This is a genomic window from Curtobacterium ammoniigenes NBRC 101786, assembly GCF_001571045.1.
GTDB classification, from domain to species: Bacteria; Actinomycetota; Actinomycetes; order Actinomycetales; family Microbacteriaceae; genus Curtobacterium; species Curtobacterium ammoniigenes.
This window is the reverse complement of record NZ_BCSV01000005.1, coordinates 201,887-223,758: the sequence shown is the minus strand read 5'-3', so window position 1 is coordinate 223,758 and position 21,872 is coordinate 201,887. Positions and strand designations below refer to the sequence as shown.

The 21,872-nt window shown below is 67.9% G+C and carries 20 protein-coding genes; 9 read left to right on the top strand and 11 right to left on the bottom strand.

Translation table 11 applies throughout. The features are described 5' to 3' along the window. Window positions 1-7 precede the first annotated feature (7 nt). From CAM01S_RS12210 to CAM01S_RS12190, 5 genes are all read right to left on the bottom strand, one after another. Window positions 8-1,294 carry an ABC transporter permease gene (locus tag CAM01S_RS12210; RefSeq protein ID WP_066521994.1) on the bottom strand — a complete coding sequence of 429 codons (1,287 nt, stop codon included), beginning with the start codon at window positions 1,292-1,294 and terminating at the stop codon, window positions 8-10. Beyond that, entirely contained in the window at window positions 1,291-2,637 is a 1,347-nt protein-coding gene (locus CAM01S_RS12205) for an ABC transporter permease (RefSeq protein WP_083528007.1), read from the bottom strand. The genes CAM01S_RS12210 and CAM01S_RS12205 overlap by 4 nt, the downstream gene beginning before the upstream one ends. Continuing rightward, window positions 2,634-4,154, bottom strand: a complete 1,521-nt coding sequence (locus tag CAM01S_RS12200; RefSeq protein ID WP_066521993.1) for an ABC transporter ATP-binding protein — start codon at window positions 4,152-4,154, stop codon at window positions 2,634-2,636. The genes CAM01S_RS12205 and CAM01S_RS12200 overlap by 4 nt, the downstream gene beginning before the upstream one ends. 97 nt (window positions 4,155-4,251) lie before the next feature. After that, complete coding sequence (locus CAM01S_RS12195) at window positions 4,252-5,325, bottom strand: BMP family lipoprotein (RefSeq protein ID WP_066521987.1); 1,074 nt, start codon at window positions 5,323-5,325, stop codon at window positions 4,252-4,254. A gap of 180 nt (window positions 5,326-5,505) precedes the next feature. Further along, the gene (locus CAM01S_RS12190; RefSeq protein WP_066521985.1) at window positions 5,506-6,618 is read right to left on the bottom strand and encodes a mannose-1-phosphate guanylyltransferase; all 1,113 of its coding nucleotides are present in this window, start codon (window positions 6,616-6,618) and stop codon (window positions 5,506-5,508) included. Between the two features lie 132 nt (window positions 6,619-6,750). Here CAM01S_RS12190 and CAM01S_RS12185 point away from each other — a divergent pair, with 132 nt between their 5' ends. From CAM01S_RS12185 to CAM01S_RS12160, 6 genes are all read left to right on the top strand, one after another. Beyond that, complete coding sequence (locus tag CAM01S_RS12185) at window positions 6,751-7,989, top strand: glycosyltransferase family 4 protein (protein ID WP_066521983.1); 1,239 nt, start codon at window positions 6,751-6,753, stop codon at window positions 7,987-7,989. Window positions 7,990-8,063: 74 nt separating this feature from the next. After that, window positions 8,064-8,522: a succinate dehydrogenase, cytochrome b556 subunit gene (sdhC, locus tag CAM01S_RS12180; RefSeq protein ID WP_083528006.1), complete on the top strand. Its 459-nt coding sequence runs from the start codon at window positions 8,064-8,066 to the stop codon at window positions 8,520-8,522. Between the two features lie 14 nt (window positions 8,523-8,536). Beyond that, a complete protein-coding gene (locus CAM01S_RS12175) occupies window positions 8,537-8,983 on the top strand; it encodes a succinate dehydrogenase hydrophobic membrane anchor subunit (RefSeq protein WP_066521979.1) in 447 nt (148 codons plus the stop codon). A gap of 15 nt (window positions 8,984-8,998) precedes the next feature. Beyond that, window positions 8,999-10,825: a succinate dehydrogenase flavoprotein subunit gene (gene sdhA, locus CAM01S_RS12170; RefSeq protein WP_066521975.1), complete on the top strand. Its 1,827-nt coding sequence runs from the start codon at window positions 8,999-9,001 to the stop codon at window positions 10,823-10,825. Then, window positions 10,825-11,604 (top strand): succinate dehydrogenase iron-sulfur subunit, encoded by a 780-nt coding sequence (locus tag CAM01S_RS12165; RefSeq protein WP_066521971.1) that lies wholly within the window; start codon window positions 10,825-10,827, stop codon window positions 11,602-11,604. Before sdhA ends, CAM01S_RS12165 begins: the two co-directional genes overlap by 1 nt. 111 nt (window positions 11,605-11,715) lie before the next feature. Further along, window positions 11,716-12,363, top strand: a complete 648-nt coding sequence (locus CAM01S_RS12160; protein WP_066521968.1) for a TNT domain-containing protein — start codon at window positions 11,716-11,718, stop codon at window positions 12,361-12,363. Between the two features lie 116 nt (window positions 12,364-12,479). Here CAM01S_RS12160 and CAM01S_RS15240 read toward each other — a convergent pair whose 3' ends face one another. The 6 genes from CAM01S_RS15240 to ptsP form a co-directional block, all read right to left on the bottom strand. Beyond that, window positions 12,480-13,340 carry a DUF805 domain-containing protein gene (locus tag CAM01S_RS15240; RefSeq protein WP_083528005.1) on the bottom strand — a complete coding sequence of 287 codons (861 nt, stop codon included), beginning with the start codon at window positions 13,338-13,340 and terminating at the stop codon, window positions 12,480-12,482. A gap of 113 nt (window positions 13,341-13,453) precedes the next feature. Next, window positions 13,454-14,395 carry an NADP-dependent oxidoreductase gene (locus tag CAM01S_RS12150; protein WP_066521964.1) on the bottom strand — a complete coding sequence of 314 codons (942 nt, stop codon included), beginning with the start codon at window positions 14,393-14,395 and terminating at the stop codon, window positions 13,454-13,456. Window positions 14,396-14,451: 56 nt separating this feature from the next. Continuing rightward, window positions 14,452-15,618 carry a mannitol-1-phosphate 5-dehydrogenase gene (locus CAM01S_RS12145; protein ID WP_066521960.1) on the bottom strand — a complete coding sequence of 389 codons (1,167 nt, stop codon included), beginning with the start codon at window positions 15,616-15,618 and terminating at the stop codon, window positions 14,452-14,454. After that, a complete protein-coding gene (locus tag CAM01S_RS12140) occupies window positions 15,615-16,049 on the bottom strand; it encodes a PTS mannitol transporter subunit IIA (protein ID WP_066521957.1) in 435 nt (144 codons plus the stop codon). Before CAM01S_RS12140 ends, CAM01S_RS12145 begins: the two co-directional genes overlap by 4 nt. A gap of 136 nt (window positions 16,050-16,185) precedes the next feature. Next, entirely contained in the window at window positions 16,186-17,745 is a 1,560-nt protein-coding gene (locus CAM01S_RS12135; protein WP_066521952.1) for a PTS mannitol transporter subunit IIBC, read from the bottom strand. Between the two features lie 64 nt (window positions 17,746-17,809). After that, window positions 17,810-19,465, bottom strand: a complete 1,656-nt coding sequence (ptsP, locus tag CAM01S_RS12130) for a phosphoenolpyruvate--protein phosphotransferase (protein WP_083528024.1) — start codon at window positions 19,463-19,465, stop codon at window positions 17,810-17,812. 269 nt (window positions 19,466-19,734) lie between these two features. Between ptsP and CAM01S_RS12125 the strand changes: the two genes are divergently transcribed. The 3 genes from CAM01S_RS12125 (at window position 19,735) to CAM01S_RS12115 (ending at window position 21,837) form a co-directional block, all read left to right on the top strand. After that, window positions 19,735-20,505, top strand: coding sequence for a DeoR/GlpR family DNA-binding transcription regulator (locus CAM01S_RS12125; protein ID WP_066521949.1), 771 nt, complete (start codon window positions 19,735-19,737; stop codon window positions 20,503-20,505). A gap of 127 nt (window positions 20,506-20,632) precedes the next feature. Then, complete coding sequence (locus tag CAM01S_RS12120; RefSeq protein ID WP_066521947.1) at window positions 20,633-20,905, top strand: HPr family phosphocarrier protein; 273 nt, start codon at window positions 20,633-20,635, stop codon at window positions 20,903-20,905. An 89-nt stretch (window positions 20,906-20,994) separates the two neighbouring features. Further along, window positions 20,995-21,837, top strand: coding sequence for an exodeoxyribonuclease III (locus tag CAM01S_RS12115; RefSeq protein ID WP_066521942.1), 843 nt, complete (start codon window positions 20,995-20,997; stop codon window positions 21,835-21,837). The last annotated feature ends 35 nt before the right edge of the window (window positions 21,838-21,872 follow it).

Here is a 21,872-nt window from a genome sequence, read left to right as displayed (position 1 = left end):
CGGCCCGCTACGCCTTGATGTACGGCTTGCCAGATGCTGCCGGGCCCCGAGACCGACCGACGAGACCGGCGACGGCGAAGATCGTGACCACGTATGGCAGCATCAGCAGGAACTCGCTCGGCACCGGCGAGTTGATCGCCCCGAGCGTGTTCTGCAGATTCGACGCGAATCCGAAGAGGAGCGCCGCGAAGGTCGCCTTGATCGGGTCCCACCGGCCGAAGATCACCGCGGCCAACGCGATATAGCCGGCTCCCGCGGTCATGTCCTTCGCGAACGGCCCCACCGAGCCGAGCGTGAAGTACGCCCCGCCCAGCCCGGCGATCGCGCCCGCCAGCGACACGTTCCAGAAGCGCGTCCACGCGACGTTGATCCCGACCGTGTCAGCTGCCTGCGGGTGCTCACCGACCGCGCGCAGTCGAAGACCCCAGCGCGTCGTGAACAGGCCGATCGTCACGGCGGCGACCGCGACGTACATGAGGTAGACGATCACCGACTGGTTGAAGAAGACCGGCCCGATGATCGGAATACCCGACAGCCCCGGAATCGGCAGCGCCGGGAAGCGGACGCCGACGTTCAGCGCCGTGTCCGTCGCCAACACCTTGGAGTAGAGGAACCCCGTCAGACCGGAGACGAACGCGTTGATCACCACGCCGACGATGACCTGGTCGACGAGGTACTTGATGCTGAACGCCGCGAGGATGAACGACACGAGCACGCCCGCGACCACCGCTGCGACGAGACCGACCAACGCCGAACCGGTCACGCTGGCGATGACGGCGGACGCGAAGGCGCCGGCGAGGAACTGCCCCTCGATCGCAATGTTCACGACGCCCACCCGCTCGGAGATCACGCCGCCGAGCGACCCGAAGATGAGCGGGGCCGACAGTCCGAGCGCACCGACCAGGAGGCCGGGGATCGGGATCGTCGCACCCGGCGCCGTCCACGCGAGGAACCCGATGACGAACACGATCGCGAACACGACGGTCACCCACATCGGCGTGCGAGCACCGGCCGACGCCCGGGCGATCGCGAACGCCGTCGCGGCGAGCAACAGCACGATGACGACGATGCCGGTCGGTGTCGAGGGCAACGGCACACTCGGAAGGTGCACGAAGTCGTGGGCGCTCGACAGCGAGAACGTGGCCGTTCCCGCCTTGTGGAACACGCCGAAGAGCACGACCGCGAGCGCGGCGAACACGCCGTACCCGATCGGGAGCTTCCAACTGCGGGAGCGGCGAGCGCCGTCGATGCGCGTGGCAGCGGCGAGATCGGCACCTGGTGCGAGCGAGCTCACGCGGCGACCGCCTTTCGGGACTTCGTGGAGCGCTTGGAGCGGGCGCCCGGCTGCGGGATACGGAAGATCGCGCGAACGAGCGGGGGCGCCGCGATGAACAGGACGATCAGCGCTTGGATGACGCTGACGATGTCGATGGGGATCCCCTGGCTCGCCTGCACGTAGGACCCGCCCGCCTTGAGCGCGCCGAAGAGCAGGCCGGCCCAGAACACGCCCCAGGGCTTCGAGCGGCCGAGGAGCGCGACGGTGATGGCGTCGAATCCGATGCCCGCGTCGATGCCGGAATCGAATCCGGTGGTGACGGCCGCCTGCACCTGGTAGGCGCCCGCGATGCCGACGAGCGCGCCGGAGATGAGCATCGCCCAGATCGTCAGGTTGCCGACGTTCATGCCCGCAACCCGAGCGGCGCGCGGGTTCTCGCCGACCGTGCGGAACTGGAACCCGAGCGTCGACCGGTTCATCAGCCACCACGTGACCACGACAGCGCCGATCGCGATGAGGATTCCGACGTTCACGCCCGCCCCGTGCGCACCGAGGAACGTCGGCAGGATCGCGGTCGGCCGCATTGCCGCGGATTGCGGATTCGTGCTCCCCGGCGCCTGCATGAGGCCCTTCGTGCTGAGCGCGTACTGCAGCAGATACAGCGCGACGTAGTTGAGCATGATCGTGACGATCACCTCATGCGCGCCGGTGCGCGACTTCAGAAGTCCGACGATCCCGCCCCAGATCGCGCCTCCGACGATGCCCGCGATCACTGTCAGGGGAATGTGAACGATCGCCGGCATCGAGAAGGAGTATCCGAACCAGCCGGCGCATGCAGCGCCGATGAGGATCTGCCCCTGGCCACCGATGTTGAACAGACCAGAGCGGAACGACACCGCGACGCCAAGACCGGCGACGATCAGCGGCGTCGCGAACCCGATCGTGGTCCAGAGCGATTCGATCCCGGCGCCGAACGAGGACTGACCGGGGTCGTAGATCGCCCCGCGGAACATCGACACGAATGCACCGCCGACCGTGTGGCCGAGCGCCGCGAACGTGGACGATGGCCGGCCGAAGAAGTACGCCATCGCCCCGGTCACCGTGGGGTCCGTGACCGCGATCAGAATGCCGCTCGCGACGAACGCCAGCACGACCGCGAGGATCGTCACCAGGACGGAGCCGTCGGTGATGCGCCGGAGCGCAGTGCTCCAGCGATCGTCGCCGCGCTCGCCCTCCGCGTCGCTCGGTCGCTCGGTCGTGAGCGATGTGCCCGGCTCGGATTCCTGGAGGCGGTCATCGCTTTCCAGCTCGGTGAGCGTCCCTGACGCTCCGGGCTCCGGCGCGCTCTCGCGATCGGTCATGCTGCGCGCTCCGTTCCGGCGGGCCGTTCCCCCGCCATCATGAGTCCGAGGACGTCTCGCGGCGTGTCTGCGGGAACGATCCCCACGATCTGTCCGCGGTACATCACCGCGATCCGGTCCGCGAGCGCGACGACCTCGTCGAGCTCGGTCGAGACCACGATCACCGGCACGCCCTCGTCGCGCGCGGCGACGATGCGCTTGTGCACGAACTCGATCGATCCGACGTCGATGCCGCGAGTGGGCTGCGCGGCGACGAAGAGCCGCAGCGTTCGGCTCAGCTCGCGCGCGATGACGACTTTCTGCTGGTTGCCGCCGGAGAGCCGGCCGACGGCCGTCGTGCGATTCGGCGTGCGGATGTCGAACTCGGCGATCTTCTCGTCGGCGAATCGGTCGCGGACCCGGGCGCGCACGGTTCCGGCGCCGGAGAACTCGGACGAGCCGCTCCGGTCGAGGATGAGGTTCTCGGCGATCGTGAACTCGCCGACGAGGCCGTCCTCCTGACGATCCTCTGGCACGAACCCGACACCGGCGTCAAGAACCCGTTTGACGCTCGCACCGGTGAGCTCCTGGCCGTCAAGGGTGATGGAACCGCTCTGCACCGCTTCGAGGCCGAGGATCGCCTCGGTGAGTTCAGTCTGCCCGTTGCCCTGCACGCCCGCGATCGCGAGGATCTCACCGCGCCGCACCGCGAATGAGACATGGTCGACGAGGCGATGCCCGTTCTGGTCAGCGACGGTCACGTCGGAGACGACCAGCGCCTCCGGACCGGGTTGCGCCGAAGTCTTGTCGACGACCAGCTCGACCGCGCGCCCGACCATCAGGGCGGCCAGGTCCGCATTGGAGGCAGTGGGTGCGGCCTCACCGACCACGCGACCGAGACGGATCACCGTGATGCGGTCCGCGACCTCGCGCACCTCGCGGAGCTTGTGGGTGATGAAGACGATCGCGGTGCCCGCATCGCGGAGCTGCCGCATGATGCCCATGAGCTCGTCCGTCTCCTGCGGGGTGAGGACGGCGGTCGGCTCGTCGAACACGAGCACCGCCGCCTGGCGGGAGAGCGCCTTGATGATCTCGACGCGCTGCTGCACGCCGACCGGCAGATCTTCGACCACGGCGTCCGGATCGACGTCGAACCCGAAGCGGTCGGAGATCTCGCGCACCCGCTTCCGCGCGCCGGCCAGATCGAGCCGTCCCCCGAACGTCGTCGGCTCATGTCCGAGCATGACGTTCTCCGCGACCGTGAAGACGGGCACGAGCATGAAGTGCTGATGGACCATGCCGATGCCGGCGCGCATCGCGTCGCCGGGGCCACCGAAGTGCTGGACGGCTTCGTCGAGGAGGATCTCGCCCTCGTCGGCCTGATAGAGGCCGTACAGGACATTCATGAGCGTGGACTTGCCGGCACCGTTCTCGCCGAGGAGGCAGTGGATCTCACCCGGCTCGACCGTGAGCGAGATGTGGTCGTTCGCGACGAGTGAGCCGAAGCGCTTCGTGATGTCGCGGAGCTCGAGCTTCATGGGGCGGATTCTATTTCCCTTGAGGACGGAACCGGGGCGGGCAGCGCGATGGGGCGGGCGCCGGTCGGCGACCCGCCCCATCGGGCGGCGAGTGGGATCAGACGCCCGACTTCGTGGCGACCGTGATCTTGCCGCTGATGATGCCGGCCTTGATCGTGGCGAGCTCACTCGAGAGCGACGGGCTCACCTTCGACGCGAAGTCGTGGAAGGGCGCGAGACCGACGCCGTCGTTCTGCAGCGTGCCGACGTAGGGCTTGTTCGAGAAGTTGCCCTTGGCGGTGTCCACGATCACGGACTTGGTCGCCTGGCGAATGCCCTTCTCGACGCTCGTCAGCGTGATCGAGCGGTAGCGCGGATCAGCGTTGTAGAGGTCGCTGTCCACGCCCATGAGCACGCTCCCGTTGTTGGCGTCCATGATCGCCTCTGCCGCCGACTGGTAGATCGGGCCGCCGACCGGGAACAGGACGTCCGCGTTCTGCTGCAGCAGCGATTGCGCGACCGACTTGGCCTGCGTGCCAGCGGCGAAGCCACCCGTGAACGAGCCGTTCTGGGTGGTCTCGTCCCAGCCGACGACCTTGACGTTCTTGTGCTTCTGCTGGTTGTAGTACTGGACGCCGTCGTAGAACCCGTCCATGTAGATAGTGACCGGCGGGATCTTCTGTCCGCCGAAGGTGCCGACGACGCCCGTCTTCGAGTAGCTGGCGGCGGCGTATCCGCCGAGGAACCCGGCCTGGGAGGTGTCGAACGTGATCGGCTTGACGTTCGGCGCCTGGATGCTGTCGTCGATGATCGCGAAGTCGGTCTTGGGGTTCGCCTTCGCGTTCGACTGCGTGGCGGCCTCCAGGTTGAAGCCGACGGTGACGATCAGGTTGCACTTCTGCGACAGCATCGTCCGGATGTTCGGGTTGTAGTCGTTCGAGCTCGTCGACTGCACCTTCTTGTACGGGATGCCGCCGAGCGACGACGCCGCGTCCTTCAGACCGTCGTAGCCGAGCTCGTTGAACGAGTGGTCGTCGAAGCCGCCGTTGTCGGAAACCATGCACGGCAGGAAGCTCGACGTGGATGCGCTCGCTGCGGTCTTCGACGGCGGTGCGGCACAGCCTGCGAGCAGCGCGACGGTGCCGACGAGAGCGAGGCCGCCGACTGCGGCGCGGCGGAAGGTGAGTGTCACTGGGGGAATCCTCCGGGTACCGGCCCGGCTCGTGCGCGCGGGCGATCGACATGACGGTACACGACCGGCCAGCCGGTTCAGGACACGCGACGACTGGTATCCCGATCGGTTATTCGATCGGGATATTGCCGTAACGCGCCCGTTACAGAGCGGCGACTCCAGAGCGAAGGCGCGCCGGGATCAGAGCACGTCGTCGCGCCCGGACAGCTTCAGGGCGTCCACCACGCTCTTCACGCGCTGCGCATGGGCGCTCGTCGTGACAAGGAGCGCGTCGGGCGTATCGACCACGACGATGTCATCGACACCGACGAGCGAGATGAGCCGGTTGCTGCCCGCGACGACGATGCCGCTCGAGGAGTCCGCCAAGATTCGCGCGCCGTCACCCAGAACCGCGAGGTTGTTCGCGCGCCCTCCGGACTGGAGCTTCGCGAGCGAGGCGAAGTCGCCGACGTCGTCCCAGTCGAAGTCGGCGGGAACAACCGCCATCCGCCCCGCGGCCGCGGCCGGCTCGGCAACGGTGTAGTCGATCGCGATCTTCGGGAGGCTCGGCCACACGCGGTCGACCACGGCGCCTCGCGATGACGTGTCCCAGGCTGCAGCGAGCTCTTCGAGCCCGGCGAGCAGTGCCGGGTCGCTCCGCCCGATCTCTTCGAGCAGCAGGTCCGCGCGGGAGATGAACATGCTCGCGTTCCAGAGATACGAGCCGTCGCGCAGGTACGACCGCGCAGTCTCGAGGTCCGGCTTCTCCTTGAACGAGGTCACGGCGTGCGCACCCGCGGCGCCGGGAACATCGAGCGTCGCGCCCGCGTGGATGTACCCGAATCCGATCGCCGGCTCCGTCGGCGTGATGCCGATCGTCGTGATGTACCCCGCTTCGGCCACGCGGACGGCGGCGCGGATGGAGCGCTGGAATCCGCGCGTGTCGGCAATGACGTGGTCGGCGGCGAAGGAGCCGATGATGACGTCGGGTTCGCGCTTTCGGAGGATCGCAGCCGCGAGTCCGATCGCCGCCGTCGAATCCTTCCCTTCGCTCTCCAAGACCACATTGTGATCGGCGAGCGAGGGCAACTGCTCTTCGACCGCGGCGCGGTGCGCGCGACCGGTGACGACCATGATCCGCTGCTCACCGCTGATGGGCGACAGCCGGTCCCAGGTCTGCCGGAGCAGCGATGCTCCTGAGCCGGTCAGGTCGTGCAGGAATTTCGGGGCGTCCGCGCGGGACAGCGGCCAAAGGCGGGAACCGATGCCCCCGGCCGGAATGATCGCGTAGAACGAGCGCAGTTCGTCTGCCATGCCGGAACCCTATCGGTGCGGGCGGAGCGCTCCCCGGGCCGCGCCGGAGACGAGCGCGTTCGAGCATCCGTCGCTCGTCGTTCATGTCGCCGCCGCCGTCGGGCAACCCCCGGGGCGGAGCGTGAGGGTGTCATGAATACGACGCGCGCTCCTCGCTCCGGCCCTGATCTCCGGCGAACGGTGGCGCTCGTCACCGAGAGCTTCCTTCCCACGCTGAACGGCGTGACGACGAGTGTGCTTGCGGTGCTCGACCACCTCGAGCGTCGAGGACACCGCGCCGTCGTCATCGCGCCCGACGCATCCGGCCGGTCGATCGGACGATCGCGGGTCGAGCAGTATCGGGGGTTCGACGTGCACCGTGTCCCGGCGGTCGCCTATCGGCAGTTCCCCGTGGCCTTGCCGCACCCGGTGCTCGACACGATCCTCGCCGCGTCCGGTGCTGACGTCCTGCACGCCGCGAGTCCGTTCCTGCTGGGCGGCCGCGCGATCACCGCCGCTGCACGTCTCGGGATCCCGTCGGTCGCCGTCTTCCAAACCGATGTCGCGTCGTACGCGAGTCGCCACGGGATGGCGGCCGCCGCTCCGCTGGTTCGCAAAGTCCTCGCGCGCATCCACAGCGGCGCCACGCTGACGCTCGCCCCGTCGTCGGCGACCGCGAGGATGCTCGCCGCCGACGGCGTCCCTCGCGTCGAGCGCTGGGGGCGCGGGGTCGACGCGATCCTGTACCACCCCGACCGCCGGGATACGCAGCGGGTACGCGCCCTCCGTCGTCGACTCGCACCCCGGGGCGAGACGATCGTCGGCTATGTCGGTCGCCTCGCGCCGGAGAAGGAGGTCGAACGACTCGCCGAACTCGGCGGCATCCCCGGAATGCGCATTGTCATCGTGGGCGGAGGCCCGTCTAGGCCTGCGCTCGAGCGTCGCCTCGCGCACCTCGACGTCGTCTTTCTCGGGCCGCTCCGCGGAGATGCCCTCGCCGACGCGTATGCGGCGTTCGACATCTTCGTGCACACCGGTGCCTCGGAGACGTTCGGACAGACACTGCAGGAGGCCCACGCAACCGCGCTCCCAGTCGTCGCTCCGGCGGCCGGCGGGCCGCTCGATCTCGTGTCAACGGGCCTCGACGGCGTCCTGTTCGACCCGGATCGCGTGCAGTCGCTCCGGCGAGCCGTCCTCGCGCTCCATCTCGACGCCGACCTTCGACGACGCATGGGCGACGCGGGTCGCGTGCGGGTCGAAGCACTGACATGGGAACGGATCGGGGACGAGCTCCTCGCGCACCACGATCGCGCCCGGGTCCTCGGCGCGCGGCCGATCGGGGCGCGTGCGGCGCTCCCCGCCGCGAACGAGAACGTCAGCGGGCGGTCATAGGATGGACAGGTTCCTAATCGAACGGCACCGGCCCGCGGTCGCGCGGTCGGTCTTGTCCCCGGGAGGGCCCGCTCATGGCCGAGCAGACGGCAGGGGGTTCGGCAGTCGTCGAACCTGAAGTGACGATCGACGCTCCGAACGCGCCGTCCGGGTCGCGCGGAGTCGCCGGCACGCTCTACCGCGGCGGAACCGGCATGTGGTCCTGGGTCCTGCACCGCATCACCGGCGTGGCGATCTACTTCTTCCTGCTCGTCCACATCCTGGACACCGCGCTCGTGCGCCTGTCCCCCCAGGCGTACAACGCGGTGATCGGCACCTACAAGACGCCGATCATGAACATCGGTGAGACCGCCCTCGTCATGGCCGTGGTGTTCCACGCACTGAACGGGCTCCGGATCATCGCCATCGACTTCTGGAGCAAGGGGCCGCGGTATCAGCGCGCCATGTTCTGGGTGGTCCTCGGAATCTGGGTGGTCCTCATCGCCGGATTCCTGCCGACGCAGATCGCCAACTTCGTCCACGACGTGCAGTAAGCGGAGCGCATCACATGACAACGCAGACCATCGAAGCGCCGCGGAGCGCCGCGGCCGCGAGCCGCACGACCAACTGGGAGAAGTGGGGCTGGCTCTACATGCGCGCCTCCGGCGTCGTTCTCCTGGTCCTCATCTTCGGCCACCTGATCGTGAACATGGTGCTCGGCGGCGGGGTCCGGCAGGTCGACTTCGCGTTCGTCGCGGGCAAGTGGGCGAACCCCTTCTGGCAGTGGTGGGACGTCGCCATGCTCTGGCTCGCGCTCATCCACGGGTCGAACGGCATGCGGACGATCGTGAACGACTACATTTCGCGACCGGCGGTTCGCAAGACGCTGCTCGCCTGCATCCTCGGCGCGTGCATCGTCCTCATCGTCCTCGGCACCCTCGTGTGCTTCACGTTCAACCCCTGCCCCGTCGGCGCCCACGCCGCCGACCTCCCGTCGTTCTGCCCGGCCCGCTGAACGACCTGAGAAACCATGTCTGACACGATCCAGCGAGAGAAGTCCGTGAGCGACAGCATCCCCGTCCACCACCACCAGTTCGACATCGTGATCGTCGGCGCCGGAGGCGCCGGGATGCGTGCCGCGATCGAAGCGGCCCCGCAGGCGAACACCGCGGTGATCTCCAAGCTGTACCCGACCCGGTCACACACCGGCGCTGCTCAGGGCGGCATGGCGGCGGCGCTCGCGAACGTCGAGGAAGACACCTGGGAGTGGCACACCTTCGACACGGTCAAGGGCGGCGACTACCTGGTCGACCAGGATGCCGCTGAGATCCTCGCGCGCGAGGCGATCGATGCCGTCATCGATCTCGAGAACATGGGCCTCCCGTTCAACCGCACCCCGGAAGGCAAGATCGACCAGCGCCGCTTCGGTGGCCACACGCGAGACCACGGCAAGGCTCCCGTTCGGCGCGCCTGCTATGCGGCCGACCGCACCGGGCACATGATCCTGCAGACGCTGTTCCAGAACTGCGTCAAGCTCGGAGTCAACTTCTTCAACGAGTTCTATGCGCTCGACATCGTGATGGCGGACGTCACCGGCGACGACGGTGTCACGCGTCAGCAGCCGGTCGGCGTCGTCGCATACGAGCTCGCGACCGGCGAGCTGCACGTCTTCCATGCGAAGGCCATCATCTTCGCGACCGGCGGCTTCGGGAAGATCTACAAGACGACCTCGAACGCGCACACGCTGACCGGCGACGGCGTCGGGATCGTCTGGCGCAAGGGCCTCCCGCTGGAGGACATGGAGTTCTTCCAGTTCCACCCGACCGGACTCGCCGGGCTCGGCATCCTTCTGACCGAGGGTGCCCGCGGTGAGGGTGCGATCCTCCGGAATGCTTCCGGTGAGCGGTTCATGGAGCGCTACGCGCCGACCATCAAGGACCTCGCACCGCGTGACATCGTCGCCCGGTGCATGGTGCAGGAAGTCGCCGAGGGCCGGGGAGCCGGACCGAACAAGGACTACGTGCTCCTCGACTGCACGCACCTCGGCGCCGAGGTCCTCGAGACCAAGCTGCCGGACATCACCGAGTTCGCGCGCACCTACCTCGGCGTGGACCCGGTCACCGAGCCGGTCCCGGTCATGCCGACCGCCCACTATGCGATGGGCGGCATCCCCACGAACGTCAAGGCGGAAGTCCTCTCCGACAACGACACGGTCGTCCCAGGGCTGTACGCGGCCGGCGAGTGCGCATGCGTATCGGTGCACGGCTCAAACCGTCTCGGGACCAACTCGCTGCTCGACATCAACGTGTTCGGCAAGCGGTCCGGCAACAACGCGGCGGAGTACGTCAAGACGGTCGACTTCGTCCCGCTGCCCGATGACCCGACCGCGGGCGTGCGCGCCATGCTCGGCTCACTCCGCACGTCGAACGGCACCGAACGGGTCGCGGCGCTCCGGAAGGAGCTCCAGGAGGAGATGGACCGGAACGCGCAGGTGTTCCGCACCGACGAGTCGCTCGCGAAGGTGACGGAGACCATCCACTCGCTGCGCGAGCGCTACCGCAACGTCGCCGTGCAGGACAAGGGCAAGCGATTCAACACCGACCTGCTCGAGGCGGTCGAACTCGGATTCCTGCTCGATCTCGCCGAGGTCGTCGTCTTCTCCGCTCGAAACCGGAAGGAATCGCGCGGCGGTCACATGCGCGACGACTTCCCGAAGCGTGACGACGAGAACTACATGCAGCACACCATGGCCTACCTCACGGGCGACCCGCACTCGTCGCTCGCAGACGACCACATCACGCTCGGCTGGAAACCCGTGGTCATCACCCGGTACCAGCCGATGGAGAGGAAGTACTGATGACCGACACGCTCGTCGCCGATGCCCCTCGTACGACCGCACCCTCCCCCGCGGCGCAGGACGCGCCTCCCGGCAGCTTCCAGGTGACGATCATCGTCCGTCGCTTCGACCCCGAAGTCGACAGCGAGCCGCACTGGCAGGACTTCGACGTCATGATGCTGCCGACTGACCGCATCCTCGACGCCCTGCACAAGATCAAATGGGACCAGGACGGCTCGCTCACGTTCCGTCGCTCGTGCGCGCACGGCGTGTGCGGATCGGACGCGATGCGTATCAACGGTCGGAACCGGCTTGCCTGCAAGACGCTGATCAAAGACCTCGACATCTCGAAGCCGATCTACGTCGAGGCGATCAAGGGGCTGCCGCTCGAGAAGGATCTCGTCGTCGATATGGAACCCTTCTTCAAGTCCTACCGCGAGGTGCAGCCGTTCCTGCAGTCGAAGTCGACCCCGGAGCCCGGCAAGGAGCGCATCCAGTCGGTCACGGACCGTGCACGGTTCGACGACACCACGAAGTGCATCCTCTGCGCCGCGTGCACGTCGTCATGCCCCGTGTTCTGGACCGACGGCCAGTACTTCGGCCCTGCCGCGATCGTCAACGCGCACCGGTTCATCTTCGACTCGCGTGACGACGCGTCGAACGTGCGGCTCGACATCCTCAACGACAAAGAGGGCGTGTGGCGCTGCCGGACGACGTTCAACTGCACTGACGCCTGCCCGCGCGGCATTCAGATCACGCAGGCGATCGCAGAGGTCAAGCAGGCGATCATCCGTGCGTGACGTCCACCAGCAGGTGGGTGCACGTCACTGCGGCATCCGCGGCACCGGCACCGGGATCGACACCGGCACCGGCACCGGCATCGTCATAGGGCAGGGCGTTAGGCTCCGCTCATGACCTTCGCGGAGACCCGTCCGATCCTTGACCAGCTCGGGTACACGACCCGATACGTCAGCCTGCCGACGGACACGCACGACGTTCACCCGGTCGAGGGTGCGCTTCGGATCGTTCCGGTCGACGAGCGAGCGCACGACTTCGCGCTCGAGGTCGTCGACTATGGGACGCCGCGTCGGCTCGCCGTCGCCCAGTCCGAGGACGACGCCGTCGAACTGCTGCGGCGATTCCTGAATCGGCCGTTCCCGCCGGTGCGCGACGTACCGCGTCACGAGTTGGACGGCCTCCGCGACCGAGCCGCAGCCTCCTATCCGCAGCTGGCCGAGCAGGTGCGCATGAGCGGGCCGGCGGGCACCACCGTGCAGATTCCCGCCGGCATCCCGGTCGACCGCGTCGGGGGGCCCGACGGCTATCTGCTCCACCCGCTGGACACGCCGATGCCCGCGCGGTCCCTGCCGCAGCACGCGCTCGAACAACCCGACATCCACCGCTACATCGTGGAGCGGCCGTTCCTCGTCAGCGTGCGGTTCGTGCAGCCATGGTTCGATCAGCCGGGTGGTGCGCTCCGATTCGCGATCGCGGATCCGCTGCAGACCGTCCGCGATCTCGTCGTCAACGGCTCGCTCACGCGCATCCGCGCTGTCTGAGCTCGCCTCGCCACTGCGGCCGTTCGCCCTGCGCGGGCCCGACGGCGACTGCAGCGGGTTGACACCAGCCCCGGGGGCCCGGGGCGCCGAGGTCGAGACTCCGGCGCCCCACGCGGTCACCGCATCGGGCGGTCGAACCGAGCGCCGTCTGGTCGCGATGGAAGCAGCTCGAACACAAGCAGGATGATCCAGCCGACGAACGGCACCAGCACGATCAACCACCACCAGCCCGATCGGCCCGTGTCGTGCAGGCGCCGGAACAGCAGCGCGAGATTCGGAACGATCGTGCCGAGACCCCAGATCACCAGCAGGATCGCGGCGATGATGTAGAGCGGCGAGGGGACAGCAACCTGTTGTTGCCCGTAGCTTCCGGTCGTCATCTGGGAGCTCGCCTGGCCGATTGACTGCAGCACCTCGAGCACGATGCTGACGATCGCCGAGGCGAGCGCCCACCACCAGAACTCGCTGCGACTCGCGCGCCCATCAAACCGGGCGTACTTCGTGAAGAAGCGTCGAATGGCGCCGCCGAACGAGATGCCGTACCACGGAGCCCACAGCGGTGGCTCTCCGCCGCTTCCACCGGCGCCGGACCAACCCGGCTGCTGGCCGTATTGCGGTTGGCCGTACTGTCCTTGCCCGGCGCCCGGCTGGCCGTAGCCCGGCTGGCCGTACTGCCCTTGCCCATATCCTGGCTGGCCGTACGGCGGCTGCCCCGAGCCTGCCCGGCCATAGCCCGGCTGGCCGTACTGCCCTTGCCCGTATCCTGGCTGCCCGTACTGGGGCGGCTGGCCGTAGCCCGGCTGCCCGTACGGCGGTTGGCCGCTGCCGTCCGCTGGTCCGCTGTCGCGCGGAACGCTGAACCGCGGCGGCTGCTCCGCATCGCCTCCGAATGACGGAGGATTGCCGCCAGCGGGCTCGCCGTTCCACGGCTGATCGCGCCCGTCGCCAGACTCACCGTTCGGGTATTGGTCGCTCATGGATTCCCCACTTCGATTGCCAGAAATTGCTCAGGATTCAACCACGAACCGGCAACGGAGCAAACACGCGGATGCGGCGCGGCGGTGAACGATCACACGCGCCGCTCGCTCGGTCACGGAATCAGCGCGAGCTTTCCGCCCGGGTGCCCGGACTCGAGGAGGTCGAGCGCCTCATGCGCCTGCGTGAGCGGAAACGTTCGAGCCACCGGAACGACGAGCGTGCCAGCGGCGGCGAGATCGATCAGGCGTCCGCGAACGCTGTCCCGGAACGCCGCACTCTCCGGAATCGCTCCCGCAACCAGGCGGATCCCGTCATCCGCCGCCCGGTGCTGCGCGGCGATCGTGACGATCCGGTCGCGATCCTCAACGAGCGCAAGCGACACCTCGACGGCCTCATCCGTACCAACGCAATCGAACGCTGCCGAGACGCCCTCCGGCGCCATGGCACGCACGCGATCCGCGAGCCCGGAGCCGTACTCGACGGGCTCACCGCCGAACTGACGCACGACGTCCGCGTTCGACGCCGAGGCGGTACCGATCGCGCGGATACCGCCGATCTCGCGGAACTGCTGCAGCAGGCTCACGCCGACCGCACCCGACGCGCCGTGCACGAGCACGGTCTCACCGGGATGGACTCCGGTCACCCGAATCATGTCTGCGGCCGTCGCGGCGGCAAGCAGCAGGTTCGCAGCCTCCGGGAATGTCAGGTTCTCCGGCTTCGCGAAGACGTCCTTCGCAGGGACGGTGATCGCGGTGGCATATCCGCCGCTGACACGAAACGCGATGACCTCGTCGCCGATCGATACCGGTCCGCTCGCGATGGTCGTGTCCGGACCGATCGCTCGGATGACCCCGGCGACCTCGTACCCGATCCGCACCGGCAGCTGCTCAGGCTTCGCCCCGCGCGGATGCTTGTAGTCGGCGGGATTCATGCCCGCGGCGCGAATCTCGATCGTGACCTCGCCGACTGCCGGATCCGGGACCTCGATCTCGACAAGCTCGAAAACCTCACTGCCGCCGGGACGCGGCGCTACCCACCCACGCTCTGTGCTCATGAGCCCACTCAACACCCGTCAGGTGCGGCCGACTCCCACGCGGCGGTCAGCGGTCGCTACGACCGAGTCGACCGCGCAGCCTCGACCCGTTCGGCGAAGGGCGCCACGAGCGGGTGCCCCTCGTCCAGCCCGGTGATCTGCGTCGCCACCGAGACGGCCGACGCGCCGGACCCGAGGAGCTGCTGCATCTCGACACTCTGCTCGTCATCCGGCACGTCGAATCGGAGCGCCGCTCCCATGGCGTCGAGCAGCGCCGTCGGCTGGCCGCCATGCTCGGCGATCGCCGCAGCCGGGGACACGAACCGCTCATCGCGCGACAGTTTGCGCAACGGTTGGCGCCCGACCCGAATCACCGTGTCTGGAAGATGCGGATTCTCGAACCGGGCGATGATCGCAGCGACATACGCGCGGTGCACGTCTGCATCGAGTGCGTGGCGCTCGACCAGCAGGTTGGAGGTCTCCGCGAGCACCGCCTCCAGCTGCGACCGAACCGCCGGGATCGCGATCGCGTCCGAGATCTTCTCCGCGCCGGCGAGGAACCCGTGATACGCCACCGTCGCGTGCCCTGTGTTGACCGTGAAGAGCTTGCGCTCGATCGATGCGGCCAGACCGTCGACGTAGTGCGCGCCTGGGATGTCCGGCTCACCGCCGCCGAACGGCGTGCGGTCGATCGCCCACTCGAAATACGTCTCGACGGTCACGTCGAGTCCCGCTCCCTCGGGCTGCGCCGGCACGATGCGATCCACCGCGGTGTTCGCGAACACTGCGCGATCGAGCACATCCTCGACATCCGCCCCGGAGGCGTCCAACGCTTCCACAATGAAGGAACGAAGACGGTCGGTCGCGTTGATCGCGTTCTCGCATGCCATCACGGCGACGGGCGAGGCGGAACCGTGACGGGCCTCCAGACCTTTGGCGATCACCGGCGCGATGAATCGAAGAACGTTCGGCCCGACCGCGCATGTGACGACCTCGGCCTCGGCGATCGCCCGGACCACGTCGGCCTCGTTCGACGCGCTGTTGATGGCCCGGAAGTTCGTGACCACGTGGTCGCGCGCACCGGCCCCGACCTCGTGCACTGTGAACGACTGCGCGGCATCGAGCGCATCGATCAGCGGCGCGGCGACGTCGGCGAACACGAGCTCGTACCCCGCCTCGTGCAGGAGGAGCCCGACGAACCCGCGGCCGATGTTTCCCGCACCGAAGTGAACGGCGAGGCTCACTCGTTCACCTCGGCGAGGATCGCCATGATCGCCGCGGCGTCTGGCGCCTCGATGAGGGCCTGGACCTGGTCCTCATCGGAGAACACGATCGCGATCTTCGACAGGATGTCGAGGTGCTCGTTGTTGACGCCGGCGATGCCGACGACGAAGCGAACGGGGTTGCCGTCCCAATCGATCGGGGTGTCGTAGCGAACGAACGAGAGCGCGGAGGCTTTGATGGCGTCCTTCGCGTCATTCGTGCCGTGCGGGATCGCCAGATAGTTCCCCATGTACGTGGAGACGCTCTTTTCCCGCTCGATCATCGCCGGAAGGTAATCCGAGGTGACGGCGCCGGCCTCGACGAGGATGTCGGCCGCTTCCTTCATCGCCTCGGACTTGGTGGCGGTCTCCGCGGTGTTCAGACGGATCTGGCTTTCCTGCAGGACGGGCATCGAGGTCTCCTTCGTTCTCTGGGTGTGCGGCGGGGTGACCCGCTCGACGATCGACCGGCCAGCAGATGCAGGCCGGCGGGGAACCGGTTCGGCCCCGCCACGTTTCCCGTGACGGGGCCGAACCTACCCTTGTGGACTACTGCTGGGATTTCAGCAGCTCGACGACCTCGTCGTACTGCGGGGCGTTCATGAAGTTGCCGACCGACACGTGCTGCGCGTTCGGGTTCTTCTGTCGGGCGCGGTCGGTGAGCTCCGCCTGCGTGATGATGAGGTCTTCATCGCCGGACAGGTTCGCGATCGCCTTGTTGACGACCGTCACCCCTTCGACGCCGGCCTTCTTCACCTTGTTGCGGAGGACGCTCGCACCCATTGCCGATGACCCCATTCCGGCATCGCACGCGAAGACCACGTTGTGGATCTTCGTCGCCGTCGCCGTCGCCGTCGGCGAGCCGACGCCGCCGAACGCGGCTTCAGCTTCCTCGTCGTTCTTCGGCGTGTTCGAACCGAACAGGCCGGCCGTCGCACTGTTCATGTCGCGGCCCTTCGCCGCCTGTGTCTTGGCGAGCGCTGCCGACATGTCGCCGCCACCGTTCTCGAGGTCACGCTTCCGCGTCGCGATGAGGAAGAACGACGCCACCGCGCAGGAGACCGCGGCCGAGAGCACGACCGACAGAATCACGCCGACGTAGCTGTCCTTCGCCGTGCTCGTGAGCACCGCGATGATCGAGCCGGGCGATGCCGGAGCGACCAGACCGGAGCCGAACGCGACGTTCGTGGCAACACCGGTCGCACCACCCAGGATGACCGCGATGAACAGGATCGGCTTCTGGAGCACGTACGGGAAGTAGATCTCGTGGATACCACCCAGGAACTGGATGATGATCGCACCAGGGGCGGTCGAGCGGGCGATACCGACACCGAAGAAGGTGAACGCAAGCAGGATCCCGAGACCGGGGCCCGGGTTCGCCTCGAGCAGGAACAGGATCGACTTGCCCGACTGCTGCACCTGCTGAGCGCCGAGCTGGTCGAGCACACCGTGGTTGATCGCGTTGTTCAGGAAGAAGACCTTTGCCGGCTCGATGAGCACCGAGGCGAGCGGCAGCAGGTGGGCGCTCACCAGGAACTTCACCACGGCACCGAGCGCCGTTGCGATCGCGAGGAACGCCTTCGAGAGGATGAAATAGCCGAGCATGAACAGGCCGAACCCGAGCACACCGGCCGAGTAGTTGTTCACGAGCATCTCGAAGCCGGGGCGGATCTTGCCGTCCCAGATCTTGTCCATCCACTTGACCGCGTACGCGCCGACCGGACCGCAGATCATCGCGCCGAGGATCATCGTGGTGCCGGAGGCGCCGAGGATGACGCCCATCGCGAAGATCGAGCCGACCACCGCTCCGCGGATGTCGTAGATCATCCGTCCGCCCTGGATGGCGATCGCGAGCGGGATCAGATACGTCAGGATCGGTCCCACGACGCCGACGTTCGCGACGCCGTTCGTGGTACCGAAGCCGCCGAGGATGCCGACCGGAGTCCATCCGGTCTGGATGAAGAGCGCGGTGATGAGACCCCACGCGATGAAGATCGCGATGTTCGGCATCACCATGCCGGCGAGGAACGAACCGAACCTCTGGACGTGAACGCGGCCGGACGCGCGCTGCTTCGGCGCTTCGGTCGCTGCAACGGACGACGTTGTCATGAGCGTTTCTTTCTGTGGAGGGAGTGCTGCGGACGGAGTGGTTTGCGGTGGGTCGGGAACGTGGTCAGACCACGTGGGCGGCGAGTGCGGCAGCCTTGGCCGCCGCCGCCGTCGGCGCGGCGAGTGCCGCGCGGGCCATGTCGCGCGCCTGATCGAGGGTGTGGCGGCGGAGTTCGGCGCGCACGTCTGCAAGCGCAGCCGGGGTCATCGAGAGCGTCGTCGCGCCGAGGCCGACGAGGACGACGGCGAGGAGCGGATCGGCTGCGGCCTCACCGCAGATTCCGACGGCCTTGCCGGCGTCGGCGCCCGCCGCGCCAAGCTGCGCGACGAGCCGGAGGACCGCCGGGTGCCAGGGGTTCTGGTAGTGCGCGACGGTGCCGAGGAGGCGGTCGGCGGCGAGCGTGTATTGGGTCAGGTCGTTCGTGCCGATCGAGACGAAGTCCGCGTGATGGAAGACCTGGTCCGCCATCAGCGCGAGCGACGGGACCTCAGCCATCACACCCGCGGTCCGGATGCCGAGTTCGCGAGCGATCCGGACGAAGTACTCGGTCTCCTCCGCGTCCGCGACCATCGGTGCCATGACCCAGAGGTCCGCCTCGGTCTCCGCGTCGGCCGCGGCAAGAGCCGTGAGCTGGTCGCGGAGCACCGACTCATGGTTGCGGAGGGCCCGCAGGCCGCGGCGCCCGAGCGCTGGGTTCTCCTCGTGCTTGTCGGTGAGGAAGGACAGTGGCTTGTCGGCCCCCGCGTCGAGCGCTCGCACGACGACCTTCTTGCCGGGGAACGCTTCGAGCAGCTGCACGTAGGCGCGCTGCTGGGCCTCGACGGTCGGAGCTGTGGGTGCATCGAGGAACAGGAACTCCGTGCGGAAGAGTCCGACGCCCTCTGCACCGAGCGCCACGGCCTCGGCGGCGTCCGCCGGGTTGCCGAGGTTGGCGAGCAGCGGCACGTGCGTGCCGTCGGCGAGCGCCCCGGGCGTGACGGGCTCGCTGGCTGCGGCAGCTCGCTCTGCGATGCGCCGCGATGCATCGGCGAGCTGCGCTTCGGTGGGGTCGGCGATCACGACGCCGGCGGCGGCGTCCACGACGACCACGGTGCCCTCGCTCAGCGTGTCCGCCTCGGCGACCCCCACGATCGCCGTGATGCCCTTCGCTCTGGCGAGAATCGCGGTGTGCGATGTCGGGCCGCCATCACGCGTCACGAGGGCGAGCACCTTGTCGAGATCAAGCAAGGCGGTGTCCGCGGGAGCCAGATCGTGCGCGACGAGCACGAACGGGTGGTCCGACTCCGGGACGCCGGGCGCGGGGACGTTGCGCAGTTTCGCGATGATCCGCTGCGCGACGTCGCCGAGATCCGCGGCACGCTCTCCCATGTAGCCGCCCATGGCCGCGAGGATCTCCTGGAAGGCGCCGAACGCGTCATACACGGCACGCTCCGCGTTGGAGCCGTCCGCGATCCGCTTGTGCACGTCGTCGAGCAGGGTCGGGTCCTGCGCCATGAGCGCCTGTGCCTCGAGCACCGCCTGGGCGTCGCCGCCGGCGAGCTGACCGCGCTTGGTGAGATCCTCGGCGACCGCGGCGAGGGCCGCGTGCACGCGCTCGTTGGCCGCGGGGGCCGGTTCGGCAAGCGGCGTGCGGTCCGGCTCGCCGAGCGGATCGGCCATGCGAAGGACAGGTCCGCTCGCGATGCCTCGGCCGACTCCGGTTCCGAGCAGTTCGGGCATTCGAGACTCCTTCATCTCATCGAGGGCATCGGGGCTGAGCGTTCGCTGCGTTGCACCATACATCGATCCGCGTTGACAAACAAACACATCCGGCGATAAAAATGCAGAAACAGACACCCGTTTCGCGCCGATCTGCGATCCGTTCGGACATGCGTGCCCGAGCTTGTCCGAATTCCGCTCCGAACGGGCAGAATGACGGTCGGACAGCATCACGCGCCGACGCGGGATCCTGAGAAGTCCCGATACGAGCACCACAGACAAGGGCCGGCATGTACGCACCTGAACGCCACCAGCGCATCGTGGAACAGGCACGCAGTCACGGCAGAGTCGACGTGAAGGACCTGGCCGAGCTGCTCGAGGTGACCCCCGAGACGATCCGGCGCGACCTGACAAGCCTCGAACGCCGAGGACTGATCCGTCGTGCACACGGCGGCGCCATCGCCGTCGAACGGATCACGCTGCATCCCGGGGTGGGCGACCGCGGCGCGATCAACCAGGCAGAGAAGATGGTCATCGCGCAGGCCGCGCTCGACGAGCTGCCCGAGAACGGGTCGATCATCATCGACGCCGGAACCTCGACCATCTGCCTCGCCGAGATGCTGCCGGCCGACCGCGGTCTCACGGTCGTGACCCACAGCCTCCCGGTCGCCATGGCGGTTGCGAATCGGCCGGGGATCGACCTCCATCTGCTCGGCGGAAATGTGCGGAGCGACTCGCTTGCGGGAGTCGGCACGTGGACCCATCAGCTCGTCGGGATGGTGAGCGTGGACGTCGCGTTCCTGTCGATCAACGGCATCACGCCCGAACGCGGGCTCACCACGCACAACATCGCGGAAGCGGCAGTCAAATCGGCGCTCATCAAAGCCGCACGCCGCAGCATCCTGCTGGCTGACCACACGAAGTTCGGCCGCGAAGAGTTCGGACGCGTCGCGCCGCTCGCGGCGATCGACACGATCATCACGGATCCAGCCGTCAACCTCGATCTCGTCCGCGAGGTAGAGGCCGCCGGCACCGAGGTGTACTGGCCGGGCCGCTCCTGACCACCCCGCACGCACGCACGCCGATCGCCTCACTCGGAGGCGCTCGGCACCGGGCACCCGATACCCCGTCCCTCGCTACCATGAGGGCCCAGCGCAGGACGCTCGTCCGACCACGACAGGAGAACCGATGTCTGAAGCAACCCGTACCGTCACCGTCGCGAGCGCATCCGGCTTGCACGCCCGACCCGCCTCGCTCTTCGTGCAGGCGGTCACGACGTCCGGACACCAGGTGACGATCGCCAAGGGCGACAAGTCGGCGAACGCGGGCAGCATCCTCGGTCTGCTCGGTCTCGGCGTCGAAAACGGCGATGAGGTCACGCTGACCGTCGGCGGCGACAACGCCGACGCGGTGGCGGACGACCTGGTCACGTTCCTCCAGACCGACCACGACGCGGCCTGATTCATCCGCCCGCGCTGCCGGGCCGTGGCGCGTGGGCTCCGACCCGAACCGACACCGGGGGTGACACCGGGCGCCGATAGGGTTGGCTCATGACCCGCCTGCGCCTGGCTACCGTGAACGTGAACGGCATTCGTGCCGCGTTCCGCAAGGGCATGGGCGACTGGCTTTCCGGACGCGACATCGACATCCTCGCCCTGCAAGAGGTTCGCGCCAGCACCGACGATCTGCAGTCGCTGCTCGGCGATGAATGGAACGTCCTGCACGATCCCGCGACCGCAAAGGGCCGCGCCGGCGTCGCGCTCGCCTCGCGGCATCGCGCCGAGATCCATCGAGTGGAGCTCGGCCCGGACGACTTCGACTCCGCCGGTCGCTGGCTCGAGGCAGATTACGACGTCGACGGCACCGTCGTCACGGTCGTCTCCACCTATGTGCATTCGGGTGAGGCCGAGACTGCCAAGCAGGACGAGAAATGGAAGTTCCTCGACGCGATGACGGAGCGACTTCCCGCACTCGAACGACACAATCCGCTCGCCGTCATCGTCGGCGACCTCAATGTCGGCCATGACGAGCGCGACATCAAGAACTGGAAGGGCAACGTCAAGCGCGCCGGATTCCTCCCGCGCGAACGGGCGTACTTCGATCGGTTCTTCGGGGCACGCGACGAGCAGATCACCTGCGCCGACGGAACCCACGCCACCGGACTCGGATGGGTGGACGTCGGGCGCGCGCAGGCCGGCGATGTCGACGGTCCATACACGTGGTGGTCCTGGCGCGGCAAGGCGTTCGACAACGACAGCGGATGGCGCATCGACTACCAGATGGCCACCCCGGATCTTGCGCAGAAGGTCACGGCCTGTGCGGTCGACCGCGCGGACGCATACGACGAGCGATGGTCGGACCACAGCCCCGTCGTCGTCGACTACGACGTCTGACGCCTCGCCGACCGCACACCTCGATCTTCTCCGTT

Excerpts from the sequence above, each read along its gene's own strand:
- CAM01S_RS12185 (WP_066521983.1), top strand. The coding sequence starts at position 6,751 with ATGAATACGACGCGCGCTCCTCGCTCCGGCCCTGATCTCCGGCGAACG.
- CAM01S_RS12190 (WP_066521985.1), bottom strand. The coding sequence starts at position 6,618 with ATGGCAGACGAACTGCGCTCGTTCTACGCGATCATTCCGGCCGGGGGC.
- CAM01S_RS12150 (WP_066521964.1), bottom strand. The coding sequence starts at position 14,395 with ATGAGCACAGAGCGTGGGTGGGTAGCGCCGCGTCCCGGCGGCAGTGAG.
- CAM01S_RS12165 (WP_066521971.1), top strand. The coding sequence starts at position 10,825 with ATGACCGACACGCTCGTCGCCGATGCCCCTCGTACGACCGCACCCTCC.
- CAM01S_RS12175 (WP_066521979.1), top strand. The coding sequence starts at position 8,537 with ATGACAACGCAGACCATCGAAGCGCCGCGGAGCGCCGCGGCCGCGAGC.
- CAM01S_RS12125 (WP_066521949.1), top strand. The coding sequence starts at position 19,735 with ATGTACGCACCTGAACGCCACCAGCGCATCGTGGAACAGGCACGCAGT.
- CAM01S_RS15240 (WP_083528005.1), bottom strand. The coding sequence starts at position 13,340 with ATGAGCGACCAATACCCGAACGGTGAGTCTGGCGACGGGCGCGATCAG.
- CAM01S_RS12200 (WP_066521993.1), bottom strand. The coding sequence starts at position 4,154 with ATGAAGCTCGAGCTCCGCGACATCACGAAGCGCTTCGGCTCACTCGTC.
- ptsP (WP_083528024.1), bottom strand. The coding sequence starts at position 19,465 with ATGCCCGAACTGCTCGGAACCGGAGTCGGCCGAGGCATCGCGAGCGGA.
- sdhA (WP_066521975.1), top strand. The coding sequence starts at position 8,999 with ATGTCTGACACGATCCAGCGAGAGAAGTCCGTGAGCGACAGCATCCCC.
- CAM01S_RS12205 (WP_083528007.1), bottom strand. The coding sequence starts at position 2,637 with ATGACCGATCGCGAGAGCGCGCCGGAGCCCGGAGCGTCAGGGACGCTC.
- CAM01S_RS12120 (WP_066521947.1), top strand. The coding sequence starts at position 20,633 with ATGTCTGAAGCAACCCGTACCGTCACCGTCGCGAGCGCATCCGGCTTG.
- sdhC (WP_083528006.1), top strand. The coding sequence starts at position 8,064 with ATGGCCGAGCAGACGGCAGGGGGTTCGGCAGTCGTCGAACCTGAAGTG.
- CAM01S_RS12160 (WP_066521968.1), top strand. The coding sequence starts at position 11,716 with ATGACCTTCGCGGAGACCCGTCCGATCCTTGACCAGCTCGGGTACACG.
- CAM01S_RS12135 (WP_066521952.1), bottom strand. The coding sequence starts at position 17,745 with ATGACAACGTCGTCCGTTGCAGCGACCGAAGCGCCGAAGCAGCGCGCG.
- CAM01S_RS12115 (WP_066521942.1), top strand. The coding sequence starts at position 20,995 with ATGACCCGCCTGCGCCTGGCTACCGTGAACGTGAACGGCATTCGTGCC.
- CAM01S_RS12140 (WP_066521957.1), bottom strand. The coding sequence starts at position 16,049 with ATGCCCGTCCTGCAGGAAAGCCAGATCCGTCTGAACACCGCGGAGACC.